We start from the raw sequence: 19,850 nt of genomic DNA on the forward strand, positions 1-19,850 counted from the left end.
CAGCCAGGTATCCAGAATTACCCAAGCCGCCCATTATAGATTGTTTGCTTTATTTTTCACCGCCCAAAACGGGGCGGCTGCGCCGCCCGGCAGGGCTCTCACCACCACCGCCATGGCCAGGATAATGACAAAGGTCAGTGCGTTGGCCGGTATCTGTAAATTGAAATCCGCGGTCGAGTGAATGGCCGCCCACGCTATCGTCATCAGCACGGCAAAGGCCGCGCCTCTGAGCAGGGGCGTGCGCCGCGTTCGCAGCGCTCGCAAGGCCTGCACGGCGCACAGGATAACCACCGCCAGCAACGCCGCGGCGGCCGGCAGGCCCAGTTCGACCGCAAATTCCAGGTAGTCATTGTGGGCGTGGTCATAAAAGCCCGGCAGGTCCGCGGGCTGGAAGTTGGGAAACACGCCGTAGTAGCTGCCCCCGCCGGAACCCGTGAGGGGGAAGTGCTGCAGGTAATCCCAGGTATAGGCGTTGGACCACACCCGCCCCTCGGTCTCCGGGTTGGTTTGTTCCAGCCGCTGCACCAGTTGGTCGAAACCGAACCAGCGTCCGAGGATGAACATGTCCACCACCAGCAGACTGCCCAGGAAGGCCAGAACCCGGGACGAGAAGCGCCCGCTGGCAACCATGTATAACGTGCCGGCAAACGCCAGCGAGGTGAAAAAAGCCACATTACCCATGCGCGACCGGGTCAGCACCAGGGCAATCACCATCACCGCCAGGTAAATCCGCAGCCGGATTTTGGCGCTCAGCAACAGGCGTAGCCAGCGCTCGAGGCGCTGCTTCCAGTTCTCCCCCCCGGTGACCGCCAGTTGCGAAAGCAGCAGGCCAATGCCCGCGGCCAGGCACATCACCAGGTAGCCCGCCAGATGGTTGCGGTTGACAAAGGTGCCGGTGGCGACGCCCTGGCCCGCGTACTTTTCCACCAGGAAGCCATACTCGAGGCCGCTGAGCACCATGAAAGCCCCATAGGCGGCCTGGAAGGTGCCACTGAAAACCAGTACCTGCAGCAGCAGGCGCAAGCGCCGCTGGCTGTTGATGAGGGCAATGGTGAGGAAAAAGGCCGCGGTCAACGCGCAGCCCTGCAGCAGGTAAAAGCGGGTGGCGGTCGGGTCCAGGGAGAGGCTCAGCCACCCTTCCCGCAGGTGCCAGGCAAATGCCTCGGGGGACAGCATTGCCACCACTGGGCGCGGCAGGGGAAGGCCCTGCAACAGCACCCAGCACTGCACCAGTACCAGCAGCGCCAGCGGCCAGCGCCCATAGTGCCAGGCGTTTGCGCCGATGCTGGTGCGACCGGCCAGGAACAGCAGCAGCCACCCCAGCAACAGGCAGGACACAAGCACTACCAGCAGGCCGGCCGCCCAGGGGCGATTGGAGGCAAAGGGCAGGGGCGCCCAGACCAGGATCGCCAGGTAAAAGGCGAACAGCCCGGACTCCAGGCGCCCGGGAATGAAGCTAGGCATATTCCCGGCGACTGGGGCGGATCAGGAAGCCGGGCTCACGGGTGGCCGGGTGCCGCCAAGCGGGGGACGGGTACCACCGCCGGGGCCCTGGGGATTATAGGCGCCACCACCGGTCGGTTCCGCGGGGTCGTGGTGGATGAAGGGCTGGTCCATAAACTCCAGATAGGCCTGCAACGCGGCATCGACCGCCGCACTGTCGCCGGAGGCGAGCCGGGCAGCCGCGGCCACTGACTCCGCCTCTGGCAGGTTTGCAGCCGCGGCAATGCCAGCACGAGTGAAGGAATCGGCGTTGGCCTCGCCCCCGGCCTCAATGGCCATTGCCGTTGCATCCTCAAGGCCGAGCTCAAAGGGCGCCTGCTGCAACTGGCTGATGATGGCGGCGTGCTCGACACCTTCGGTCAGTGCTGCATTAACCGCTGTGACCACTGCTTCCGGGGCGGCTGACCGGGCCTGTGCCGCCATTACCATCAACACTATTGCACAGAGGGCGGAGAGCATACGATTCATACATTAATCCCGGGGCAGACGAAGCGCGAAAAGTTCAAAGCAGGTGCCAACACCGTAATTTTTTCTTCCCGGGGTGTCAATTTCCGCTGACAAACGCGGCTTACCATGCGAAACCGGCAATCACCACAAAGCGCTCACTACCGGCCTCACCACTCACTATACGGTCGCCGCATTGCAGCCAGGCGTGGGCCAGTGAGTCGCTTTCCCGGGGGAAACCTTCGCGGTTGACCCCGAGGTAAAATTGTCCCGGTATCCCGCGCCGCACCAGCAGGTGCCGGGTTGCCAATACCTGCGCCAGGCAGCGGCTGGACCAGGGGGTGGCCGCAGCCGCATGCGCCACCAGGCGGCCCAACTCCTCCGCCCTCGCCACAATCTCCGGCGCCAGTGCCGGGGGTGTCTGCCCGCCGTTATCTCGCGCCAGGTCCCGGGTGATTCGCTTCAATGGTACGCTTGCCAGCGCGAGCCGGTAGTACAGCAGCAGGCACCAGGCCTGGCCCATCAGCATTTTCTGGCGAAAGCTTAACGCCAGGAATTTTTTGGCGCGATGCATTGGCAGTGGCGACCCGTGGACCTAATTGTGTACGCTGGCCACTTTAACAAATCAGCCCGTGCAATCCCATCCACGGCAGCGAAGCGGACAGGCAATGAATCTCACCCCCCTGCTGGGCATTATCACCCCCCATCGCCGGGTGCTGTATGCGATCCTGGCACTGATGCTGGCCTCGGCGGGGCTCAATCTGCTACAGCCCTGGCTCGCCGGAAAGCTGACTGAGGCAGTGCTGGGCAACACCGGCGCCTGGAATGTACAACAGTTACTGCTGCTGTGGCTGCCGCTGCTGGCACTGCGCGCCATATTCGAGTTTGGCAGCCGCTACCGTACGGGTTCTGCCGGCGAGGAGATGAGCGCGCAACTGAGATTGCGGGTATTCCAGCACCTGCAGGCACTGCCACTGAGCTACTACCAGCAGCGGCGCAAGGGTGAAGTGCTTACCCTCCTGGGCAAGGACGCAGATATCATCAGCCACTTTGTTACCAGCACCCTGGTCAGCCTGCTGCCACTGGCACTGACCTTTATCGGGGCCCTGGTGATGATGCTGTTCATCGACCCATTAATCGCACTGCTCGCTGCCCTGCTGCTGCCGCTTTACTACCTGGCGATGAAGCTGCTGGGGCGCCATATCCGCCCCGTTTCCAGGGCCTGGGTCAGCGCCTACAGCGACTTGATCAGTTTTTTTGAACAGCACCTGAGCATGAAGCCGGCGGTCAAAAGTTTTGCCCGCGAAGAACTGGAGGAATCCCGGTTCATGACCCACAACCAATATTTCCTCAGCCTGGCGCGCCGCCAACTGCTGCTGGAAGCCCTGCTGCCACCGGTCATTGGCCTGTTGGCCGGCCTGGGACTGCTGCTACTGCTGTGGCTGGGCAGTGCGCGCATCGAGGCCGGACAATTGAGCCCGGCGAACATGGTCAGCCTGCTGCTGTACGCAATGTTGATGAGCCAGCCACTGCGCAGCCTGGCCAATGTCTATGGCCAGGTGCAACAAACCCTGGGGGCCGCAGAGCGCATTTTGCAGTTACTGGCTGAGCAGCCAGAGCCGGATGATCGGGGCCTGGCTGTCCTGCCCCCGGTGCGCGGCGATATCCTCTTTGACCAGGTGTATTTCCGCTACCCGCAGGGCAAGCCGGTGTTGGTAAACCGCAACCTGCACATCCGCGCCGGGGAAACTGTGGCCCTTGTCGGCCCCAATGGCGCGGGCAAATCCACCATTGTCTTCCTGCTGCAACGCATGGCGGACCCAGACCAGGGGCGTATCCTGATTGATAACATCGACATTGCCAGCGTCAGCCTGTCCAGCCTGCGGCGCCAGATCGGCCTGGTCGCACAGCATACCCTGCTGGTGAACGGAAGCGTTGCCGACAATATTGCCTGGGGCTGCCCGGGGGTTGATAAGTCAGCCATTGAAGCGGCTGCGCGCAAGGCCATGGCAGACGGATTTATTGCCGCGCTGCCCGAGGCCTATGACACCCTGATCGGCGACCAGGGCATTAAATTATCGGGTGGACAAAGACAGCGCATCTCCCTGGCCCGGACCCTGTTGCTGGATCCGCCGATCCTGATTCTGGACGAGGCCACCGCGATGTTTGATCCCGAGGGAGAAGCTGATTTATTCGAGGCCTGTCGGCAGTTGATGGCCGATCGAACCGTGATCATCATTACGCACCGGCCGGCAGCACTGGCACTGGCAGACCGCGTGCTGACCATTGAACCGGTGACTGATAACGGGCACGGGGGTACATTCAATGCACGAGCGGGCGCCGATCAAGACCTGTTGCAGCCCTTGTAGTGACCGTTGTTGCCGCACTCGTCAACCTGGCTGTTGTTAAGCGAACCGGTTCTGTCACGCACCGCACCCAGATTCCAGAAGCGGGGGGTTTTGTAGGACAATCTCTGGCTCGCCGCAGCGCTGGTAAGAGATTGCTTGTCGGTTTCTTTTATTGCCACGTTTATCCACTCTTGTTGTGCTGCAACCAGGACGCGAGTACGAAAGCCGCTTTGGCGCGTGTGCACACGACATCAAAAGCCCGCCGCTCTTCCGGCAGGCTGTTAAGCCCTGATAACAGGGCGTTCAGTTTATCATCATCCAAACGCCCGGCAAGTAAGGCCCGGGACCCGGCGATGGTCTCTTGAATATGCTTGCGCTCACGCAGCAACCAGGCGCGCTCGAAGTCCCAGCCAACGTGGTCGTTGGCGCCACGGCGCCAGCAGATGGCCGGCGGCAGTTCCCGTTCAGCGGCCAGGCGCATCAGATATTTGTTCCAACCTTCCTGTACTTTCAGCTGCCAGGGCAGGCCCAGCATGAACTCAACCAGCCGCTTGTCCATTAGCGGATGACGCGGCTCCACGCCCACGCTGGCCGCCAGGCGGTGATAGCGCTCCAGGCCCACCACAGAATACGGGTGCCGCAGGTAATCGATACTCAACTGGGCAATCGGCTGCGGGCCTGCAGCGGGCTGTTTGTAATCCCGCAATTGCCGTAGCCTCTGGCCGAGGCCGATATCGCGGGCAAACTCCCGATTCACCAGGCTGCTCGCCAGTGCCAGGCGCTCGGCCCGGCCCACACTGAATTTCCGTCTTAGCCGGCGCAGCGGGTCGGGCACAAGTGCAAACCGCGTGCTCTGCCAGCTCAGCGAGAGCGTCCCGACCTGGCCGCCATAGGTGTTTTCGGCCTGCAGCCCGCAGAGGCGTAACGCCTCCCGCCAGCGCCCGGCCCGCATCAGATATGCCGGATAGTTGGGGGGGACCGAAGCGGCGCCGTCGCCGTCTATCCCATCCAGCACCACCCGGTACTGCCCCTGTTCGGCCCGCAGGTACACTGCCGCCACCATCAGCATCGGGTCAAAAGGCTCGAACGGATTCGTCAGCAGGGCGTTCAGCTTCTGCTCCAGGTTACCGGGGTCTTCAGCCTGCACACCGTGCCAGTCCAGGCCGCCCTGGGCCACCACCTGGTCGATATGCTGGCGCTCACGGACTGCCCGCTCACTGCTGCCCAGGGCGGAGATCACCGGCAGGCGGTCAGGCCCTCGCAGCCGCCTTGCGTGCGCGACGATGGTGGATGAATCCAGGCCACCGCTGAGCATGGCCGCACAGCCTGACCCCGGCTCCAGTCGGTCGGCCACCGCCTGGCGATAGAGGCTGTCGAAAGCCTCCACCGCGTCGTTGGTGCACCACTCCGTCTCGGGTTCCGTGGGCAGTTCCGGCTGCCAGTACTGGCGGATGTGCAGCCCCTGCTCGCCATAGGTCAGCACATGAGCGGGCGGAAGACGGTACACGCTGGCGTAGAAGGTCGACTGCTTATCCAGACCCTCCAGCTCAACCACCAGGAAGTCGGCGATCCTGGCTTCATTGAGCCCTATCCTATCCTGGAATGCCTGCCGGATAGCCCGGGCATCCGTGCAGAACGCCAGGCCGCCCGGCCCCAGGTAGTAGTTGAGTGGACGCACACCCAGATGATCACGGGCACAGAAAAGCCGGCGGCGCTTTTCGTCCCAGATGGCAAAGGCAAAGTCGCCGATCAGCCGGCTGACACAGTCCTCACCCCAGGTTTTATAAGCTTCCAGGATCAGCCGGCTGTCGCTGTAGGCCGCGACCTGTTGGTCGAGGCGCAGGCTGGCTAGCAGTTCCCTGCGGTTATCGAGGCGGGCGTCGGCCACCACCGCCAGCCCGGCCGGCTCATCGTGCAGTACACCGTCCTGCGGCCGCGTGGGAGAGGTATTGAGCAGGTGCTGACCCAGACAGAGGCCGGGCAGTTGCCGGGCAGACGTCGCATCCGGGCCCCATTGTCTGCAGGCGCCGGACAACCGCTCGAAGCGGGCTGCGGAATCGGCGGACTGCGCCGTCATCAAGCCAAAAATCGCACTCAAAATACGCGCTCTAAGGCCTGGCGCACCGCGGGAAGCAGATCGAATTGCCGGGGGTATTGCAGACGATAAACAGCGGGCCTGGCCGCCAATAAACCGTCGAAGGTCTCGAAGTGTTGTCGCATCACGGTTTTGTTGCCCGGATCGACCAGGAACAATTGCTCGATCAGTGCCATAAGCTGGTCCGCGCCGGCCACCGGTTCGAGATCAATGGCCTGATCGGTGGACTTCTCCAGCAGAAACATCCCGTCCAGTTGGCCAGGCGCCGGCAATTGCGCTGCTGCACCCGGGGACAAATAGCGTTGCTTGCTGGAATAGTGGGCCACGTCACCAATACAGGCACCGAGTTCAGGCACTCTGGCTGCCGAGTCTTCGAACAATCGCACACCCGCGTAGTTGCCCACCAGCGATACTCCCCGGGAGGTGATTCGAACAGCAAAGCAATCATCGCTCAGCAGGGTTCCGCCCGCGGCAGCAAAACTCGCCGCCAGTGTTGACTTGCCCGCCCCCGACTGCCCAAGCAGGGCAAAACTTCTCTGGTGATAATTCACCAGCGCCCCGTGCAAAATCAGCTCTCCCGACTGCCCCAGCATCCGCGGTAACACCTGGTCAACCAGCAGGTGCCGCAGGGTGTACGCATTCAATGTCCTGCTCGGCTCAAAATAAACCGCACGGCAGTCAAGGCTTACCAGAAAGTCCTGCAGACCCAGGAAGCGCAGCCAGTAGCCTTCAGGGGCCATTCCCACGTGCAGGAAATCGGTTCCGTCACAGCTGCACCAGCGCTGTATCCAGCGCACTTGTCCAATCCTGAGCCCGGGATGCAGGCGCACGCCAAGGTGGGGGCTTGGTGCTCCGGCCTCCGCAGCCGGCAGTTCAGGCAGGGCAATGTCGCTCTCCAGCGGCACATCGAAAATGGTGTATTGCAAGGGTGTTCCAATCCACAGGTAGACGCTGACATACGCCGGAGCGTGTTATCAATCCGGTATATTATCACTGTCGCTGCCACTGAAAGCATTTTGGAGCGCGCTGTGGGCGCTGCCACTTACCGCCACTCATCACTGGCCCGAAAGGCGTAACTGATCTAAAGTCAAAGAATAAAAGATCACAGCAGGGGTCAGTGCGATGTTCAGCGCCGCAAAAGTGGCACCGGTGGCCGCCGGCATTCTGGCGTCCATGGTCAGTTATTCTCTCGCCAGTCCGGCGTGCTAACGTGGTGAAAGGCCAGACAAGGGTGGCATCCCGGTGCTGCAACAAGAACGCCCCCTAGCGACCAAAACCATCCGCCTTCCGCTCATCAGCGCCATCGCCACCCTGGCGCTGACCACAGCGGCCAGTGTCCTCACGTGGCCGGACGCCCACGCCGGCGCCTGCCCCAGCGCCCCGGAGCAGGGCAATCTCTGCACCGCCAGGGACTTCATCGTCTCCAGCGCCATTGTCGACGGCCCCAGCGAATGCACGGCGGGAGAAACCATTGCGGTAACGGTTCGGGTCGGGCTGACGTCCACGGCCAACCAGCGCTACGACATCGGCATTTTCAGCGGCGATCACGGTGAGCCGGTGTTTGGCGGCGCCAGTTGCAGCCTCGACGCACTGGTGCCACTGGAGCCCCCCTTCGACGGGGACTCGGGCTTCGGCGGCTATCGCGACCTGGACGGCGACGCCTGCGGTGACGTCAGTGAAACGGACGGGGAAATTTTCCGGGACGTCGCCCTCGACAAGGTGCTGTGCCAGGACAACGACGGCGACGGCCAGGTGGATATCAGCGGCCTGGTGACCTGGAGCAGTAACGCCAGTCAGGACGTGTGCAGCGACCCGACGGACCCGGTGCAGTTTTTCCCCACCTCCAGTTCCAAGTGCATCCTGAACCCGGATTTCAACCTGCCGATCATTGTGGAACCGCCCCCCTCCCTGCGGGTGTTCAAGCTGGCCTTCCCCGGCAACCTTCCCGCCCCCGGGGGCAATGTGCTGTTTGTCCTGGACCTGGATAACAACTCCACAGGCACCGACCCCATTACCGTCTCCAGCCTGGTGGACGATGTGCACGGCGACGTGACCCGGGTACAGGGCACGGTCAGCCAGACCAACTGCTCGGTTCCCCAGCTGCTGGTACCGGGAGCTAGCTATACCTGTGAGTTTGTCGCCGAGGTCACCGGCCCCCCTGATTACGTCGAGGTCGACACGATTACGGTGACGGGCACAGACGATGAAGGGGAAATCGTCACCGCCACGGGCCAGGCCCGGGTGATTATTGGCGATGAACCGGCCTCGATACTGGTGGGCAAGTCGGTCACGCCCACGGTGGTCAGGGAGCCGGGTGAGGTGGTCACCTACTCGGTACTGGTCGCCAATGAGTCCGACACCGAGTCGGTTGAGATCACCACCCTGGACGACGATCTCTACGGCTCCCTGTCAGGGGTCGGCAACTGTCCGCTCCTGCCATTCAGCCTGGCGCCCGGCGAGATCATGCGCTGCAAGTTCCTGGAATTGGTCAGCGGCAACGCCGGTGACCCCCCGGTTGTCGACGTGATTACCGCCGATGGTCCGGGAATCGATTTCAAGACCGATGACGCCGCGGTGAGCATCGCGGATGTGGCGGCGTCCATCGAGGTCAGCAAAACCGCCATACCGAGATCGTTACCGGAACCCGGCGGTACCTTCACCTATGAGTTGCAGGTCCAGAATACCTCGCCGGTTGATACGGTCACCATCGATGCCATCGCCGACACCCCCTATGGCGACCTCGATGGCCAGGGTAGCTGCGCCGTTGGCCAGACGCTGGCACCCGCCGAGATCTACAGCTGCAGCTTCACCCGGGAATTTCTCGGGCCACCCGGCGCATTTCAGTCCAACGTGATCAGCGTCACCGGCACCGATGCGGATGGCGGCCGCGAGTTCGATTATGACTTCGCCACCGTGTTTATCGAGGATGTGCCCTCGTCACTGGCGGTCACCAAGACCCCGAACCGGGCCGAGCAAATTGCCGGGGGACCCGTGGTCTACACCGTATCGGTGGAGAACACCTCGGCCGCGGACACGATCACCCTGAACGGGATGCAGGACACCCCCTACGGCGACATCACGACAGTCGGCGGCGCTATCACCGCCACCACCTGCGCTCTCACTCCCGCTATCGTCCTGCCCCCTGCCGGCAACTATACCTGCCAGTTCACCGCCACCGTCACCGGCGCGCTGGGAGAGGGGGTAACCGATACCGTGTCGGTCAGCGGGATTGATAATGCGACGAATATCGTGATCGGTGCCGATTCGGCGACCGTGACCATCGTGGATAATAGCCAGCCGCCGCCTCCCCTGGCGGTGATCGTCACCAAGGTGGCCCTGCCGAGCGCCGTGCCCGTCGACGCTGTGCCGGCAGACGTCACCTACCTATTCAGGGTCGCCAACCCCAACGGTTTCGATATCCAGATCACAGACCTGGCCGATGATATTTACGATATCCGTGGCAACGCGCCGGCCAAACTACCCGTAACGACACTGCGGGATTGCCCGCTGCCGTTTCTGCTGGCGGCGGGCCAGTCACGGGTCTGTATCTTCTCCGGCGCCGTTGACGGTAGCGAGGGGGACGTGGTGACGGACGTGATCACCGTCTTTGCCTGTGCCCCGCCCGCCTGCGCCGAGACCGTCACCGACAGCGATGACGCCAGCGTCACCATCACGCCAGGCGCCAGCAGCCTGGCGCTGCTGAAGACCGCCGATCCGGTCACTGTGCAGAGTCCGGGGGGGCCGGTGACTTTCACCGTGGAGGCCATCAACACCTCCCCCTCGGCACAGATCACGATCACCAGCCTGGTCGATGACATCTACGGCGACATCACCGCCGTCGCGGGCGATATCACCAGCACCAATTGCGCCAACGGGCAGGTGCTTGCGCCCTCGGGGGGTCGCTACAGTTGCAGCTTTAGCGCCAACGTCACCGGCGTGGCCGGCACTGAAGTGGTCGACACCGTGACCGCCAGTGGCGAAGCGACCGGCGGTTATCCCGTACAGGGCGCCGACAGCGCCACGGTTGAAATTCTGGGCCTGCTGCCACGGGTGGAGATGACCAAGACAGCCGACCCGGTCGCGGTAAGGGCACCGGGTGGCACGGTCACCTTCACTGCGGAAGTGTTGAATACCTCGGCCACCGAGACGTTGACGATGACCAGCCTGGTGGACGATGTTTATGGCGACCTCAATGGCCAGGGTAACTGCGCAACCCCGCAGGTGATCGCGGCGGCCGCGACCTACCGCTGCGAGTTTCCCGGTGTGGTGAGCGGCGACAACGCGAGCCTGCACCGCGACACCATCGCCATGGCGGGTAGCGATGAGAGTGGCGACCCCGTCGCCGACAGTGACTGGGCCGTGGTCCTGGTATTGCCCTTCGGGATTGGCGGCGAACCGATTCCGGTGCCGGTGAATCCGCTGTGGCTGGCGATAGCGGCCAGCGCCGGCGGTATCGGACTGGGCCTGCTGGCCCTGTGGCGGCGGCAGCGGCGCAAGCAATCCAGCTAGAATCCGAATAATTTTCGTGCGGCGCCTGCCACGGTGCGCAGAACCGGGCCCAACCCTCAGGCGACCGCCAGATCCGACGCCCTGCGGCCGCGCCTCATGCGTCGATTGGGCTTGCCTGAATGGTCAAAGAATTCCCGCTCGATCTGGGACAGGCCACGCCGGTCCTTTCTGCCGGAACGGCGGTCTTCGTGATGCACGTACACGCAGTCACAGCGGGCGGCGGTGCAGCCCGGCAACGGCAGGGACGGCGCCTCGCGCTCCAGGAAGCGTTTGCCGTCCAGGTTCCTGACCGCCGGGCAGGGACCACTGCATGACACCGCCCGGTACTGGCTGCGGGCGGCTGGCTTTACCTGTTTGTAGTGACTGGAGGCCTGGTAAACGGGCGCAGACCGGACCCTGGGCTGACGCTTGTGGGCGAACAGCCGAAGAAACAACACGATGCCGGCGGCGAGCGCAGCGGCGAGTACGAACGTCTCAATCATGGGAATCCTTCCCCCGAATAATTGATTTACCGTCTGATTATCGAGTGTAGACCCCGGCAATCATTTCTGGCCAGCAATTTTAGATGAGTGGTCGCTAACGATTTATGGGCGGTTTGCGGCGCAGGACCCCGCTTGCGCGGGGGTGACGATAATCTGAGAGGTGGCTTCAGGCATCGAAGGGGTGACGCAACACGATGGTCTCCCTGCGGTCCGGGCCGGTGGAGATGATATCGATGGGGGCGCCCACCACTTCCTCGATTTTCTTGATGTAGTCCCGGGCCGCCTGGGGCAGAGCGTCCAGGGACTGGGCCCCCAGGGTGGATTCACTCCAGCCGGGCACTTCCTCGTAGAGCGGGTGCAGGCCTTCATAGTCGTCTGAATCAACCGGGTTGGGTACCGGGTTGCCATTTTCACAGACGTAACCCACACAGATGCGGATGGATTCCAGGCCATCCAGGACGTCCAGCTTGGTCAGGCACAGGCCGCTGACCGAGTTGATGTTGACCGCGTTGCGCAGGGCCACCGCGTCGAACCAGCCACAGCGGCGCGGACGCCCCGTGGTGGCACCGAATTCGTGGCCCTTTTTGGCCAGGTGGGCGCCGGTCTCGTCGAACAGTTCCGTGGGGAAAGGACCGGAGCCGACCCGGGTGGTGTAGGCCTTGGTGATTCCCAGCACATAGTCCAGGTACAGCGGGCCAAAGCCCGAGCCGGTGGCGGTGCCGCCGGCGGTGGTGTTGGAACTGGTCACGAAGGGATAGGTACCGTGGTCGATATCCAGCAGCGAGCCCTGGGCTCCCTCGAACATGATCTTGGCGTTGGTCTTGCGGCACTCGTGCAGAATGGCGGTGACGTCGGCAATCATCGGCTTGAGCTGCTCGCCCATGGTCAGCGTGTCTTCCAGCACCTTGTCGTAATCCAGCGGCTCGGCGTGGTAGTAATGCTCCAGCGCGAAGTTATGGTATTCCATCACTTCCCTGAGCTTGCGGGCGAAGCGTTCCCGGTCCTGCAGGTCGCCCAGCCGGAGGCCGCGACGGGCGACCTTGTCCTCGTAGGCGGGACCGATACCGCGACCGGTGGTACCGATCTTTTCCGCGCCCCGCTTGGCCTCGCGGGCGAGGTCCAGGGCCACGTGGTAGGGCAGGATCAGGGGGCAGGCAGGTGAGATTTTCAGCCGCTCCCGCACCGGCACACCCTTCGCTTCCAGTTCAGCCATTTCCTTGAGCAGCGCGTCGGGCGCCAGTACCACGCCGTTGCCGATCAGGCACTGCACATGCTCCCGCAGAATGCCCGAGGGTATCAGGTGGAGAACGGTTTTCTCGCCATCGATCACCAGGGTATGGCCGGCATTGTGCCCGCCCTGGAAACGCACCACGGCGCTGGCCTGGTCGGTGAGAAGGTCTACGATCTTGCCTTTACCCTCATCACCCCACTGGGTGCCGAGGACCACTACGTTTTTGCTCATGTGTGTTGCTCGTTACTGTTTCCATGTGGCCCCGTCATTCCCGCGCAAGCGGGGATCCAGGGGCATTCAAACCTGCTTCCCGTGTCCCGGGGCATTAACCCGGGTGACACTAGATCCCCGCTTGCGCGGGGATGACGACATACTTCGCTGCTATCACGCCTGGACTTGCCAGTTACCACCGTTCTCTACCAACTCCCAGTCACAGCGGGGATGACGACATACTTTGCCGCTATCACGCCTGGGCTTGCCAGTTACCACCGTTCTCTGCCATTTCCCGATCACCGCGGGGATGACGACATACTCTCGCTTGCTATAGATCCTGGACTTCCCAGTTTCCACCGCTCTCTACCAACTCCCGATCACAGCGACTATCGTGCTCACCACCGAGGTTGTTGATCACTATCTCACCTGCCTGGCGCAGCTCTTCAACCCTGGCCAGCAGTTCCGTGTCATCAACATCCGGCATACTGATCGCCCCCTGCCCGGCGTCACCCGCAGGCAACAGGCCCATCAATGCCTTCAGGTCAGTGGCAAAACCGGTGGCCGGCCGCGAGCGGCCAAACACCTCGCCGACGCCGTTGTAGCGTCCGCCATTGGCCAGGGCCTGGCCGTGGCCGGGCACATAGGCGGCGAACACGATCCCGGTGTGGTAGTGATAACCACGCAGTTCCGCGAGATCGAAATAAACAGGGAGGTCCGGGCGCTGGCGACGGATATCGGTAGCCACATCCTGCAGCTCATCCACGGCGGCCAAGGCCTCGGGAGCACGGTCGGCGAACAGTTCGCGGGCAGCCGCCAGCACTTCGTCGTCACCGTGCAAGTCCACCAGGCCGATAATCAGGGTGGCAATGTCTTCCGGCACCTCGTCCAGGGCCTGCATCAGGTCGGGCACCGACTTGCGCTGCAGGCAGTCGAAAATCACGGCCTCCTGTTCAGCATTCAAATCGGCGCTGGCGAGCACGGCTTCGTAGATACCGACATGGCCCAGGTCCAGGGTACAGGAGGGCTGCAGCCCGGCCTCGTCAAGGGTCGCCAGCATCAGGCGGATCACCTCCACGTCGGCTGCCAGGCTGTCGTCGCCATAGAGTTCGGCACCCAGCTGGATTGGTGAGCGGGACGCCATCAGGGATTTGGGTCGGGTATGCAGGGTGGACCCGGCGTAGCAGAGCCGGGACACCCCTTGCGGGGCCAGGCTGTGGGCATCAATGCGGGCGACCTGCGGGGTGATATCGGCACGCACGCCCATGCTGCGGCCGGAAAGCTGGTCAGTGAGCTTGAAGGTAAGCAGGTCCAGGTCCTGGCCCAGGCCACTGAGCAGGGAATCGGTGAATTCCACCAGCGGCGGAATCACCAGCTCATAGCCCCAGCTACGGAACATATCCAGCAGTCGGCGGCGAAGCTGCTCCACGGTGGCGGCCTGTGCGGGAAGGACTTCTTCTATCCCGTCGGGCAGTTGCCAGCGATCAACCGATGTCATTTATAGCCTTCAATTCACCAAATAAAGCAGGCCAAGCCCGAACAGCATGCTGACGAGGCCAATCCTGCGAATCACGCGGTCATCCATCTGCGCCACCAGGGCGAGCATGTTGCGCCAGTGGTTGGGGCTGATGAAAGGCATCGCGCCTTCAATGATAAAAACCAGTGCCAGAGCCACCGGGAGCACTTGCCAGAAGTCCAAACTTTCTCCCCAGAATGCGCCAGACACAAAAAACCGTGGGTCCGGCGCTTGTGGCTCAAACGTCGAATCCCACGGTTGCGGGATGCTACCACATTCGGTGGGCGGAGTATTGGTGTTTTTTGGCTTATCGCCGCTCCCGGCCTGACCTCAGGGAGGCCCATTCACAGGCCCTGGACCTGGCACAGGACTGGCCGGGTCAGGGGGCTTAGCTGCCCCCTTTCGAATCCTTCAGGTAACGGAAGAACTCACTGTCCGGCTTGAGCAGCAGCACGTCACCCTGGCCCTGGAATGATTCCTGGTAGGCCCTGAGGCTGCGGGTGAACGAATAAAACTCCGGGTCCTGGTTGAACGCGTCGGCATAAATGCTCGTTGCCAGGGCGTCGCCCTGACCGCGAATCTGCTCCGATTCCTTGTAGGCGTTGGCGATAATCACGGTGACTTCCCGGTCCGCCGCGGCGCGGATACCCTCTGCCAGCTCCTGGCCCTGGGAGCGCAGCTCGCGCGCTTCCTTCTCGCGCTCGGCGTTCATCCGCCGGTAGACCGACTCGGACACGTCTGGCGGCAGGTCGATCTTTTTCACCCGCACATCCACCACGCGCACGCCCAGTTCAGCCAGCGCCACGTCGTTGAGTACGCGGGTGATGTCCTCCATCAGCTGGTCGCGCTCACCGGAGACCACTTCCTGCACCGAACGCACGGCGACCTGGTTACGCAGGCCGTCGTTGATACGCTGGGCCAACAGTCCGGCGGCGCGGGCCTCTTCACCGTTGGTGGCGGTGTAGAACTTGGCCGTGTCGGAAACCTGGAACTTGGCGTATGAATCCACAATCAGCGCTTTCTGCTCCTGGGTAAAGAAGCGCTCAGGCTGTGAGTCCACCGTCAGCACACGCCCTTCAAACTTGCGCACGTTGTTGACGAAGGGAATCTTCCAGTGCAGTCCCGGGCTGATGTCCGGGTTGACCACTTCACCAAAGCGCAGCAGCACACCGCGCTCGGTTTCCTTGATCACATACAGGGCGTTGCTGACGATAAAGATACCTACAGCGAGCAAAACCAGAATTGTCATATTACGGCTGGACATGATTAGCGACCTCCCCGACGACTGGTGGAACCCGAGGCGGCGGCGTCACGACGCAGCTGCTCGGTGACCATGTTGGTGATCTCGCGCAGCGTGTTGCTGTCGAGGCTGGGTGCGCGGACGGCGCGCTGCTGGCTCTGTTCCGCCAGCTTGTCCAGGGGCAGGTACATCATGTTGTTACCCCCTTCCACGTCGACCATCACCTTGCTGGTGTTGCCGTAAACGTTCTGGATCGCGTCCAGGTACAGGCGCTCGCGGGTCACTTCCGGTGCCTTGCGGTACTCCGCCAGCAGCTTGCTGAAGCGATCTGCCTCACCCTGTGCGTTGGCGATCACCTGTTCCTTGTAGGCGTTGGCCTCCTCGATCTGCCGCTGGGCGCCACCGCGGGCCTCGGGCACGATACCGTTGGCGTAGGCCTGGGCTTCGTTCTTCACCCGCTCCTCGTCCTCGCGGGCCTTGATCACGTCGTCAAACGCCGCCTGCACCTGACTGGGAGGCTTGGAGTCGTCGACGTTGACCTTGCTCACCAGGATGCCGGTTTCGTAAAGGTTGAGATATTCCTGCAAGCGGGTTTGCACATCGCTGGCGATTTTCGCACGACCTTCGGTCAGCACCAGGTCCATCCCGGTGTCACCCACCACGTGGCGCAATGCGCTCTGCGCGGCATGCTGCAGCGAAATCTCCGGATCCCGCACCTTGAGCACGAACTTGTCGGGATCGTTGATCACATACTGCACCGACATGTTCACCTCCACGATATTCTCGTCCTGGGTGAGCATGATCTCCCGGAAACTGGCCGCACGCACCTTGGTGGTGTTGACCTTGATCACCTCGTCGACCAGCGGCGGGTTCCACTGCAGACCCGGCTGCACGGTTTCCAGGTACTTACCGAAGCGGAGCACAACCGCCCGCTCCTGCTCGTCGATCTGGTAGAAACCCATCAGACCCCAGACCACCGCCGCACCCAGCGCCAGCACCCCCAGCAACGGAGCCGAGAAGGCCGGGCCGCCACCGCCGCCGGAACCCCCTGAGCCCGATTTGCCACCAAAAATTCCGCCGAGTTTCTCCTGCAGTTTCTGCAGGGCCTCGTCGAGATCAGGTGGCCCCTGGTCTCCGCCGCCCCAGGGATCCTTGGGGCCTTTATTGTTACCGCCACCCGGTTCATTCCAGGCCATAATCTACTCCTGTGTTCAAAGTCGGAAGAGTCTAACAAATTTTTGTCGGGGCGGGTCATTCGCAACCCACTCATTCCAGCGCAGTCGCACCCCGGACAGGGCGAACCCTGACCGCACCTGCCTTGCCGCCCACCACAGGGCACCTTCTCTTGCTTCGCAATTCACCTTGCACCCCAGGGCACCTTCTCTTGCTTCGCAATTCACCTTGCACCCCAGGGCACCCTCTCTTGCTTCGCAATTCACCTGGTACGCGGGGATGACGAACGGTGATTGATAAGGCGACCGGGGATGACTAAAACAGGGGCTCCGGCCCCTTTTTCATCAATCTGTTCCAGTCCGCCCGGGGCAGCCGCACCTGCAGGTGGGCTTTGCCGTCGTCGGAATACTGTTCAGATTCCACGGCGCCCAGCCGATAGAGCGCGGCCCGCAGCCCGCCCTGGTCCGGCGCCAGTTCCAGTTCCTCGTTGACCATGTCCTGGCCCACCAGTTCGCTCACCGCCTGCAATAACAGCTCAACCCCCGCGCCGGTGGCCGCGCTTAGCCAGACCCGCGCGGGCTGACCGTCGGCGTTACGGTCTATACGCGGCACCTGCTCCAGCAGATCCAGCTTATTGTAAATTTCCAGTCGGGGAATCTGGTCAGCACCGATTTCCTGCAGGACTTCCTGCACCTGGTAGATGTTGTCCTCGCGCTCATCGCTGGCGGCATCGATCACGTGCAGCAGCAGGTCGGCGTTGAGGGTCTCTTCGAGGGTGGCCTTGAAGGCCTCAACCAGCTTGTGTGGCAGGTGGGCGATAAATCCCACGGTATCGGCCAACACCACCGGTCCCACATTTTCCAGTTCCAGCCGGCGCAGGGTCGGGTCCAGGGTGGCGAAGAGCTGGTCGGCGGCGTAGACGCCGGACTCGGTCAGGCAGTTGAACAGGGTGGACTTGCCGGCGTTGGTATATCCCACCAGGGAAACCGTGGGGATTTCCTGGCGCTTGCGGGACCGACGGCCCTGGTCACGCTGCTTGCGGACCTTTTCCAGCCGGGCAGTAATGGATTTGATACGCGCCCGCAGCAGGCGGCGGTCGGTTTCCAGCTGGGTTTCACCCGGGCCGCGCAAACCGATGCCGCCTTTCTGCCGCTCCAGGTGGGTCCAGCCTCGCACCAGTCGTGTGCTGACGTGCTGCAACTGGGCCAGTTCAACCTGCAGCTTGCCCTCGTGGGTGCGTGCCCGCTGGGCGAAAATATCGAGGATCAGCCCGGTGCGGTCCACTACCCGGCACTCGAGCTCCTTCTCCAGGTTTCGCTCCTGGCTGGGGCTGAGCACGTGGTTGAACATCACCACTTCCGCCTCGTGCAGATTCACCTCGTCGCGAATTTCCTCGAGCTTGCCCGAGCCGACAAAGGTGCGTGGGTGGGGAGCCGTGCGCTGGCCCATCACGTAGGCAGCCGGATCCCCTCCTGCGGAAAGCACGAGTTCTTCAAATTCACGGGGGTCTTCCCGCTCTGATTCGCTGTCGAGATTCAGGTGAACGAGCACTGCCCGCTCCCCGGAATCGGGTCGGTCAAAAAACAAGACTACCTCTGATGGGGGCCCCTGGGCGGCCGCCGCGGCGGCCGCAGGTCACGCTCTTAGCTGTCACCGCCCTCTTCCGGGGGATGCTGCATCGGCAGACGCACAACCCGGCTGGGTACGACGGTAGAAATGGCGTGCTTGTACACCATCTGGCTGACGGTGTTTTTCAGCAGCACCACGAACTGGTCGAAGGATTCAATCTGCCCTTGCAGCTTGATTCCGTTCACCAGGTAAATGGATACAGGAACGCGTTCCTTACGCAAAATATTGAGGTAAGGGTCTTGTAGCGTGTGCCCCTTTGACATGGCTATATCTCCTGGCAGGCTCAACTCGAGCCGAAAAAAATGAAAAACTGGCCTTCTTCCCTACATCGACGTTGACTCGCTCCCCTGGGGGCGACGTGATGTGAGCTGCGGGCCCTCGTTACCACTGAACGCATTATAGTGCATCCGCAAGATTCTACATGGGGGCATACCCCAAATAGTTCAAGGCGGCCTGGAGCGGCTTTTGGCCGATCAGCCGACTACTCGGGTCGCTGGATTCCCGCCTGCGCGGGAATGACGGTGATGAAGCCCCCTCACCGCCCTTGTTGGACAGCACAAATTCCTCAATGTTCCCCGCTTGATCGGTGTATATCCACGCAAGATCGCGCCATTTTCGCAGCCATGTCAGTTGCCGCTTGGCCAGCTGGCGGGTGGCGGCCACCCCCTGCTCCACCGCCTGTTCCAGCGAACACTCCCCTTCCAGGTACTGCCACAGCTGGCGATAGCCCACTGCCCGCAGCGCCGGCAGGTCTGGGCTGAGGTCGCCGCGCCGGTGCAGTGCTCGCACCTCCTCCAGGAAGCCTGCCTGCATCATCTGCTCGAAGCGCAGGGCGATACGCTGGTGCAGCACGCTGCGTTCGCGGGGGCAAATGGCCAGTTGGGCAATGGCAAAGCGCCCGTGGGGATCGTCCAGGCCACCCGCACCCGAGTCGGCATGCCATTCGGTCAGGGTGCGGCCCGTGCTGCGGTAAATCTCCAGGGCCCGGGCCAGTCGCTGGGAATGATTGGGGTGGATCCTGGCCGCCGACTCGGGGTCAACCTCGGCCAGCCGGGCGTGAATAGCCGGCCAGCCCAGTTGCTCCGCCTCTGCCTCTATGGCGGCACGTAGGCCGGGGTCGGCGGCGGGCATGGTGGCCAGTGGCTCCAGGAAGGCCTTGAAGTAGAGCATGGTGCCGCCCACCAGCAACGGAATTCTGCCACGGGCGGTGATCTCGTCCGCCAGGCGGTTGGCATCGGCGGCAAAATCCGCCGCCGAATAGGGCTCGGCGGGGTCGCGGATATCCACCAGGTGATGGGGATAGTCGGGTTTGGCGCTGCCGATATCCATGCCGCGGTAGACCAGGGCCGAGTCGACGCTGATCAGCTCGCAGTCGAGCCGGCCCGCCAGCGCGATGGCAAGGTCAGTCTTGCCCGAGGCCGTGGGGCCCATCAGGCAGATCAGCGGAGGCTTGGAGGAGGCCATGGAATG

General features: G+C 62.7%; 16 protein-coding genes. 2 read left to right on the forward strand and 14 right to left on the reverse strand.

Annotated features, from left to right (window positions below; genetic code table 11):
- Nucleotides 1–33: 33 nt before the first annotated feature.
- The 3 genes from E2F43_RS15195 to E2F43_RS15205 form a co-directional block, all read right to left on the reverse strand.
- Complete coding sequence (locus tag E2F43_RS15195) at nucleotides 34–1,464, reverse strand: O-antigen ligase family protein (RefSeq protein ID WP_133214127.1); 1,431 nt, start codon at nucleotides 1,462–1,464, stop codon at nucleotides 34–36.
- Between the two features lie 21 nt (nucleotides 1,465–1,485).
- The gene (locus tag E2F43_RS15200; protein ID WP_133214129.1) at nucleotides 1,486–1,971 is read right to left on the reverse strand and encodes a hypothetical protein; all 486 of its coding nucleotides are present in this window, start codon (nucleotides 1,969–1,971) and stop codon (nucleotides 1,486–1,488) included.
- Nucleotides 1,972–2,071: 100 nt separating this feature from the next.
- A complete protein-coding gene (locus E2F43_RS15205; protein ID WP_133214131.1) occupies nucleotides 2,072–2,521 on the reverse strand; it encodes a lasso peptide biosynthesis B2 protein in 450 nt (149 codons plus the stop codon).
- 94 nt (nucleotides 2,522–2,615) lie between these two features.
- Between E2F43_RS15205 and E2F43_RS15210 the strand changes: the two genes are divergently transcribed.
- Nucleotides 2,616–4,316, forward strand: coding sequence for an ABC transporter ATP-binding protein (locus E2F43_RS15210; RefSeq protein ID WP_133214133.1), 1,701 nt, complete (start codon nucleotides 2,616–2,618; stop codon nucleotides 4,314–4,316).
- 160 nt (nucleotides 4,317–4,476) lie between these two features.
- On the opposite strand, the gene E2F43_RS15215 is transcribed toward E2F43_RS15210, so the two are convergent.
- Both E2F43_RS15215 and E2F43_RS15220 read right to left on the reverse strand, forming a co-directional pair.
- On the reverse strand, nucleotides 4,477–6,393 hold the full coding sequence (locus E2F43_RS15215; protein WP_133214135.1) for an asparagine synthase-related protein: 1,917 nt from the start codon (nucleotides 6,391–6,393) through the stop codon (nucleotides 4,477–4,479).
- On the reverse strand, nucleotides 6,390–7,316 hold the full coding sequence (locus tag E2F43_RS15220; protein ID WP_133214137.1) for a phosphoenolpyruvate carboxykinase (ATP): 927 nt from the start codon (nucleotides 7,314–7,316) through the stop codon (nucleotides 6,390–6,392). Before E2F43_RS15220 ends, E2F43_RS15215 begins: the two co-directional genes overlap by 4 nt.
- A gap of 316 nt (nucleotides 7,317–7,632) precedes the next feature.
- On the opposite strand from E2F43_RS15220, the gene E2F43_RS15225 reads away from it, so the two are divergent.
- Nucleotides 7,633–10,899, forward strand: coding sequence for a hypothetical protein (locus E2F43_RS15225; RefSeq protein WP_133214139.1), 3,267 nt, complete (start codon nucleotides 7,633–7,635; stop codon nucleotides 10,897–10,899).
- Nucleotides 10,900–10,955: 56 nt separating this feature from the next.
- On the opposite strand, the gene E2F43_RS15230 is transcribed toward E2F43_RS15225, so the two are convergent.
- The 9 genes from E2F43_RS15230 to miaA form a co-directional block, all read right to left on the reverse strand.
- On the reverse strand, nucleotides 10,956–11,381 hold the full coding sequence (locus E2F43_RS15230; protein WP_133214141.1) for a hypothetical protein: 426 nt from the start codon (nucleotides 11,379–11,381) through the stop codon (nucleotides 10,956–10,958).
- Nucleotides 11,382–11,547: 166 nt separating this feature from the next.
- Nucleotides 11,548–12,843 (reverse strand): adenylosuccinate synthase, encoded by a 1,296-nt coding sequence (locus E2F43_RS15235; protein ID WP_133214143.1) that lies wholly within the window; start codon nucleotides 12,841–12,843, stop codon nucleotides 11,548–11,550.
- Nucleotides 12,844–13,153: 310 nt separating this feature from the next.
- Nucleotides 13,154–14,320 carry an ATP phosphoribosyltransferase regulatory subunit gene (locus E2F43_RS15240; RefSeq protein WP_133214145.1) on the reverse strand — a complete coding sequence of 389 codons (1,167 nt, stop codon included), beginning with the start codon at nucleotides 14,318–14,320 and terminating at the stop codon, nucleotides 13,154–13,156.
- A gap of 9 nt (nucleotides 14,321–14,329) precedes the next feature.
- Nucleotides 14,330–14,521, reverse strand: coding sequence for a DUF2065 domain-containing protein (locus E2F43_RS15245; protein WP_133214147.1), 192 nt, complete (start codon nucleotides 14,519–14,521; stop codon nucleotides 14,330–14,332).
- Between the two features lie 205 nt (nucleotides 14,522–14,726).
- The gene (hflC, locus tag E2F43_RS15250) at nucleotides 14,727–15,602 is read right to left on the reverse strand and encodes a protease modulator HflC (protein ID WP_133214149.1); all 876 of its coding nucleotides are present in this window, start codon (nucleotides 15,600–15,602) and stop codon (nucleotides 14,727–14,729) included.
- A 2-nt stretch (nucleotides 15,603–15,604) separates the two neighbouring features.
- Complete coding sequence (gene hflK, locus E2F43_RS15255; protein WP_133214151.1) at nucleotides 15,605–16,774, reverse strand: FtsH protease activity modulator HflK; 1,170 nt, start codon at nucleotides 16,772–16,774, stop codon at nucleotides 15,605–15,607.
- A 292-nt stretch (nucleotides 16,775–17,066) separates the two neighbouring features.
- Nucleotides 17,067–18,338, reverse strand: coding sequence for a ribosome rescue GTPase HflX (gene hflX / locus E2F43_RS15260; RefSeq protein ID WP_133214153.1), 1,272 nt, complete (start codon nucleotides 18,336–18,338; stop codon nucleotides 17,067–17,069).
- Between the two features lie 56 nt (nucleotides 18,339–18,394).
- Complete coding sequence (gene hfq, locus E2F43_RS15265; RefSeq protein ID WP_066052834.1) at nucleotides 18,395–18,643, reverse strand: RNA chaperone Hfq; 249 nt, start codon at nucleotides 18,641–18,643, stop codon at nucleotides 18,395–18,397.
- Between the two features lie 154 nt (nucleotides 18,644–18,797).
- Entirely contained in the window at nucleotides 18,798–19,844 is a 1,047-nt protein-coding gene (miaA, locus tag E2F43_RS15270; protein ID WP_133214155.1) for a tRNA (adenosine(37)-N6)-dimethylallyltransferase MiaA, read from the reverse strand.
- Nucleotides 19,845–19,850: the final 6 nt, after the last annotated feature.

It is taken from the genome of Seongchinamella unica, assembly GCF_004354085.1.
GTDB lineage: Bacteria > Pseudomonadota > Gammaproteobacteria > Pseudomonadales > Halieaceae > Halioglobus > Halioglobus unicus.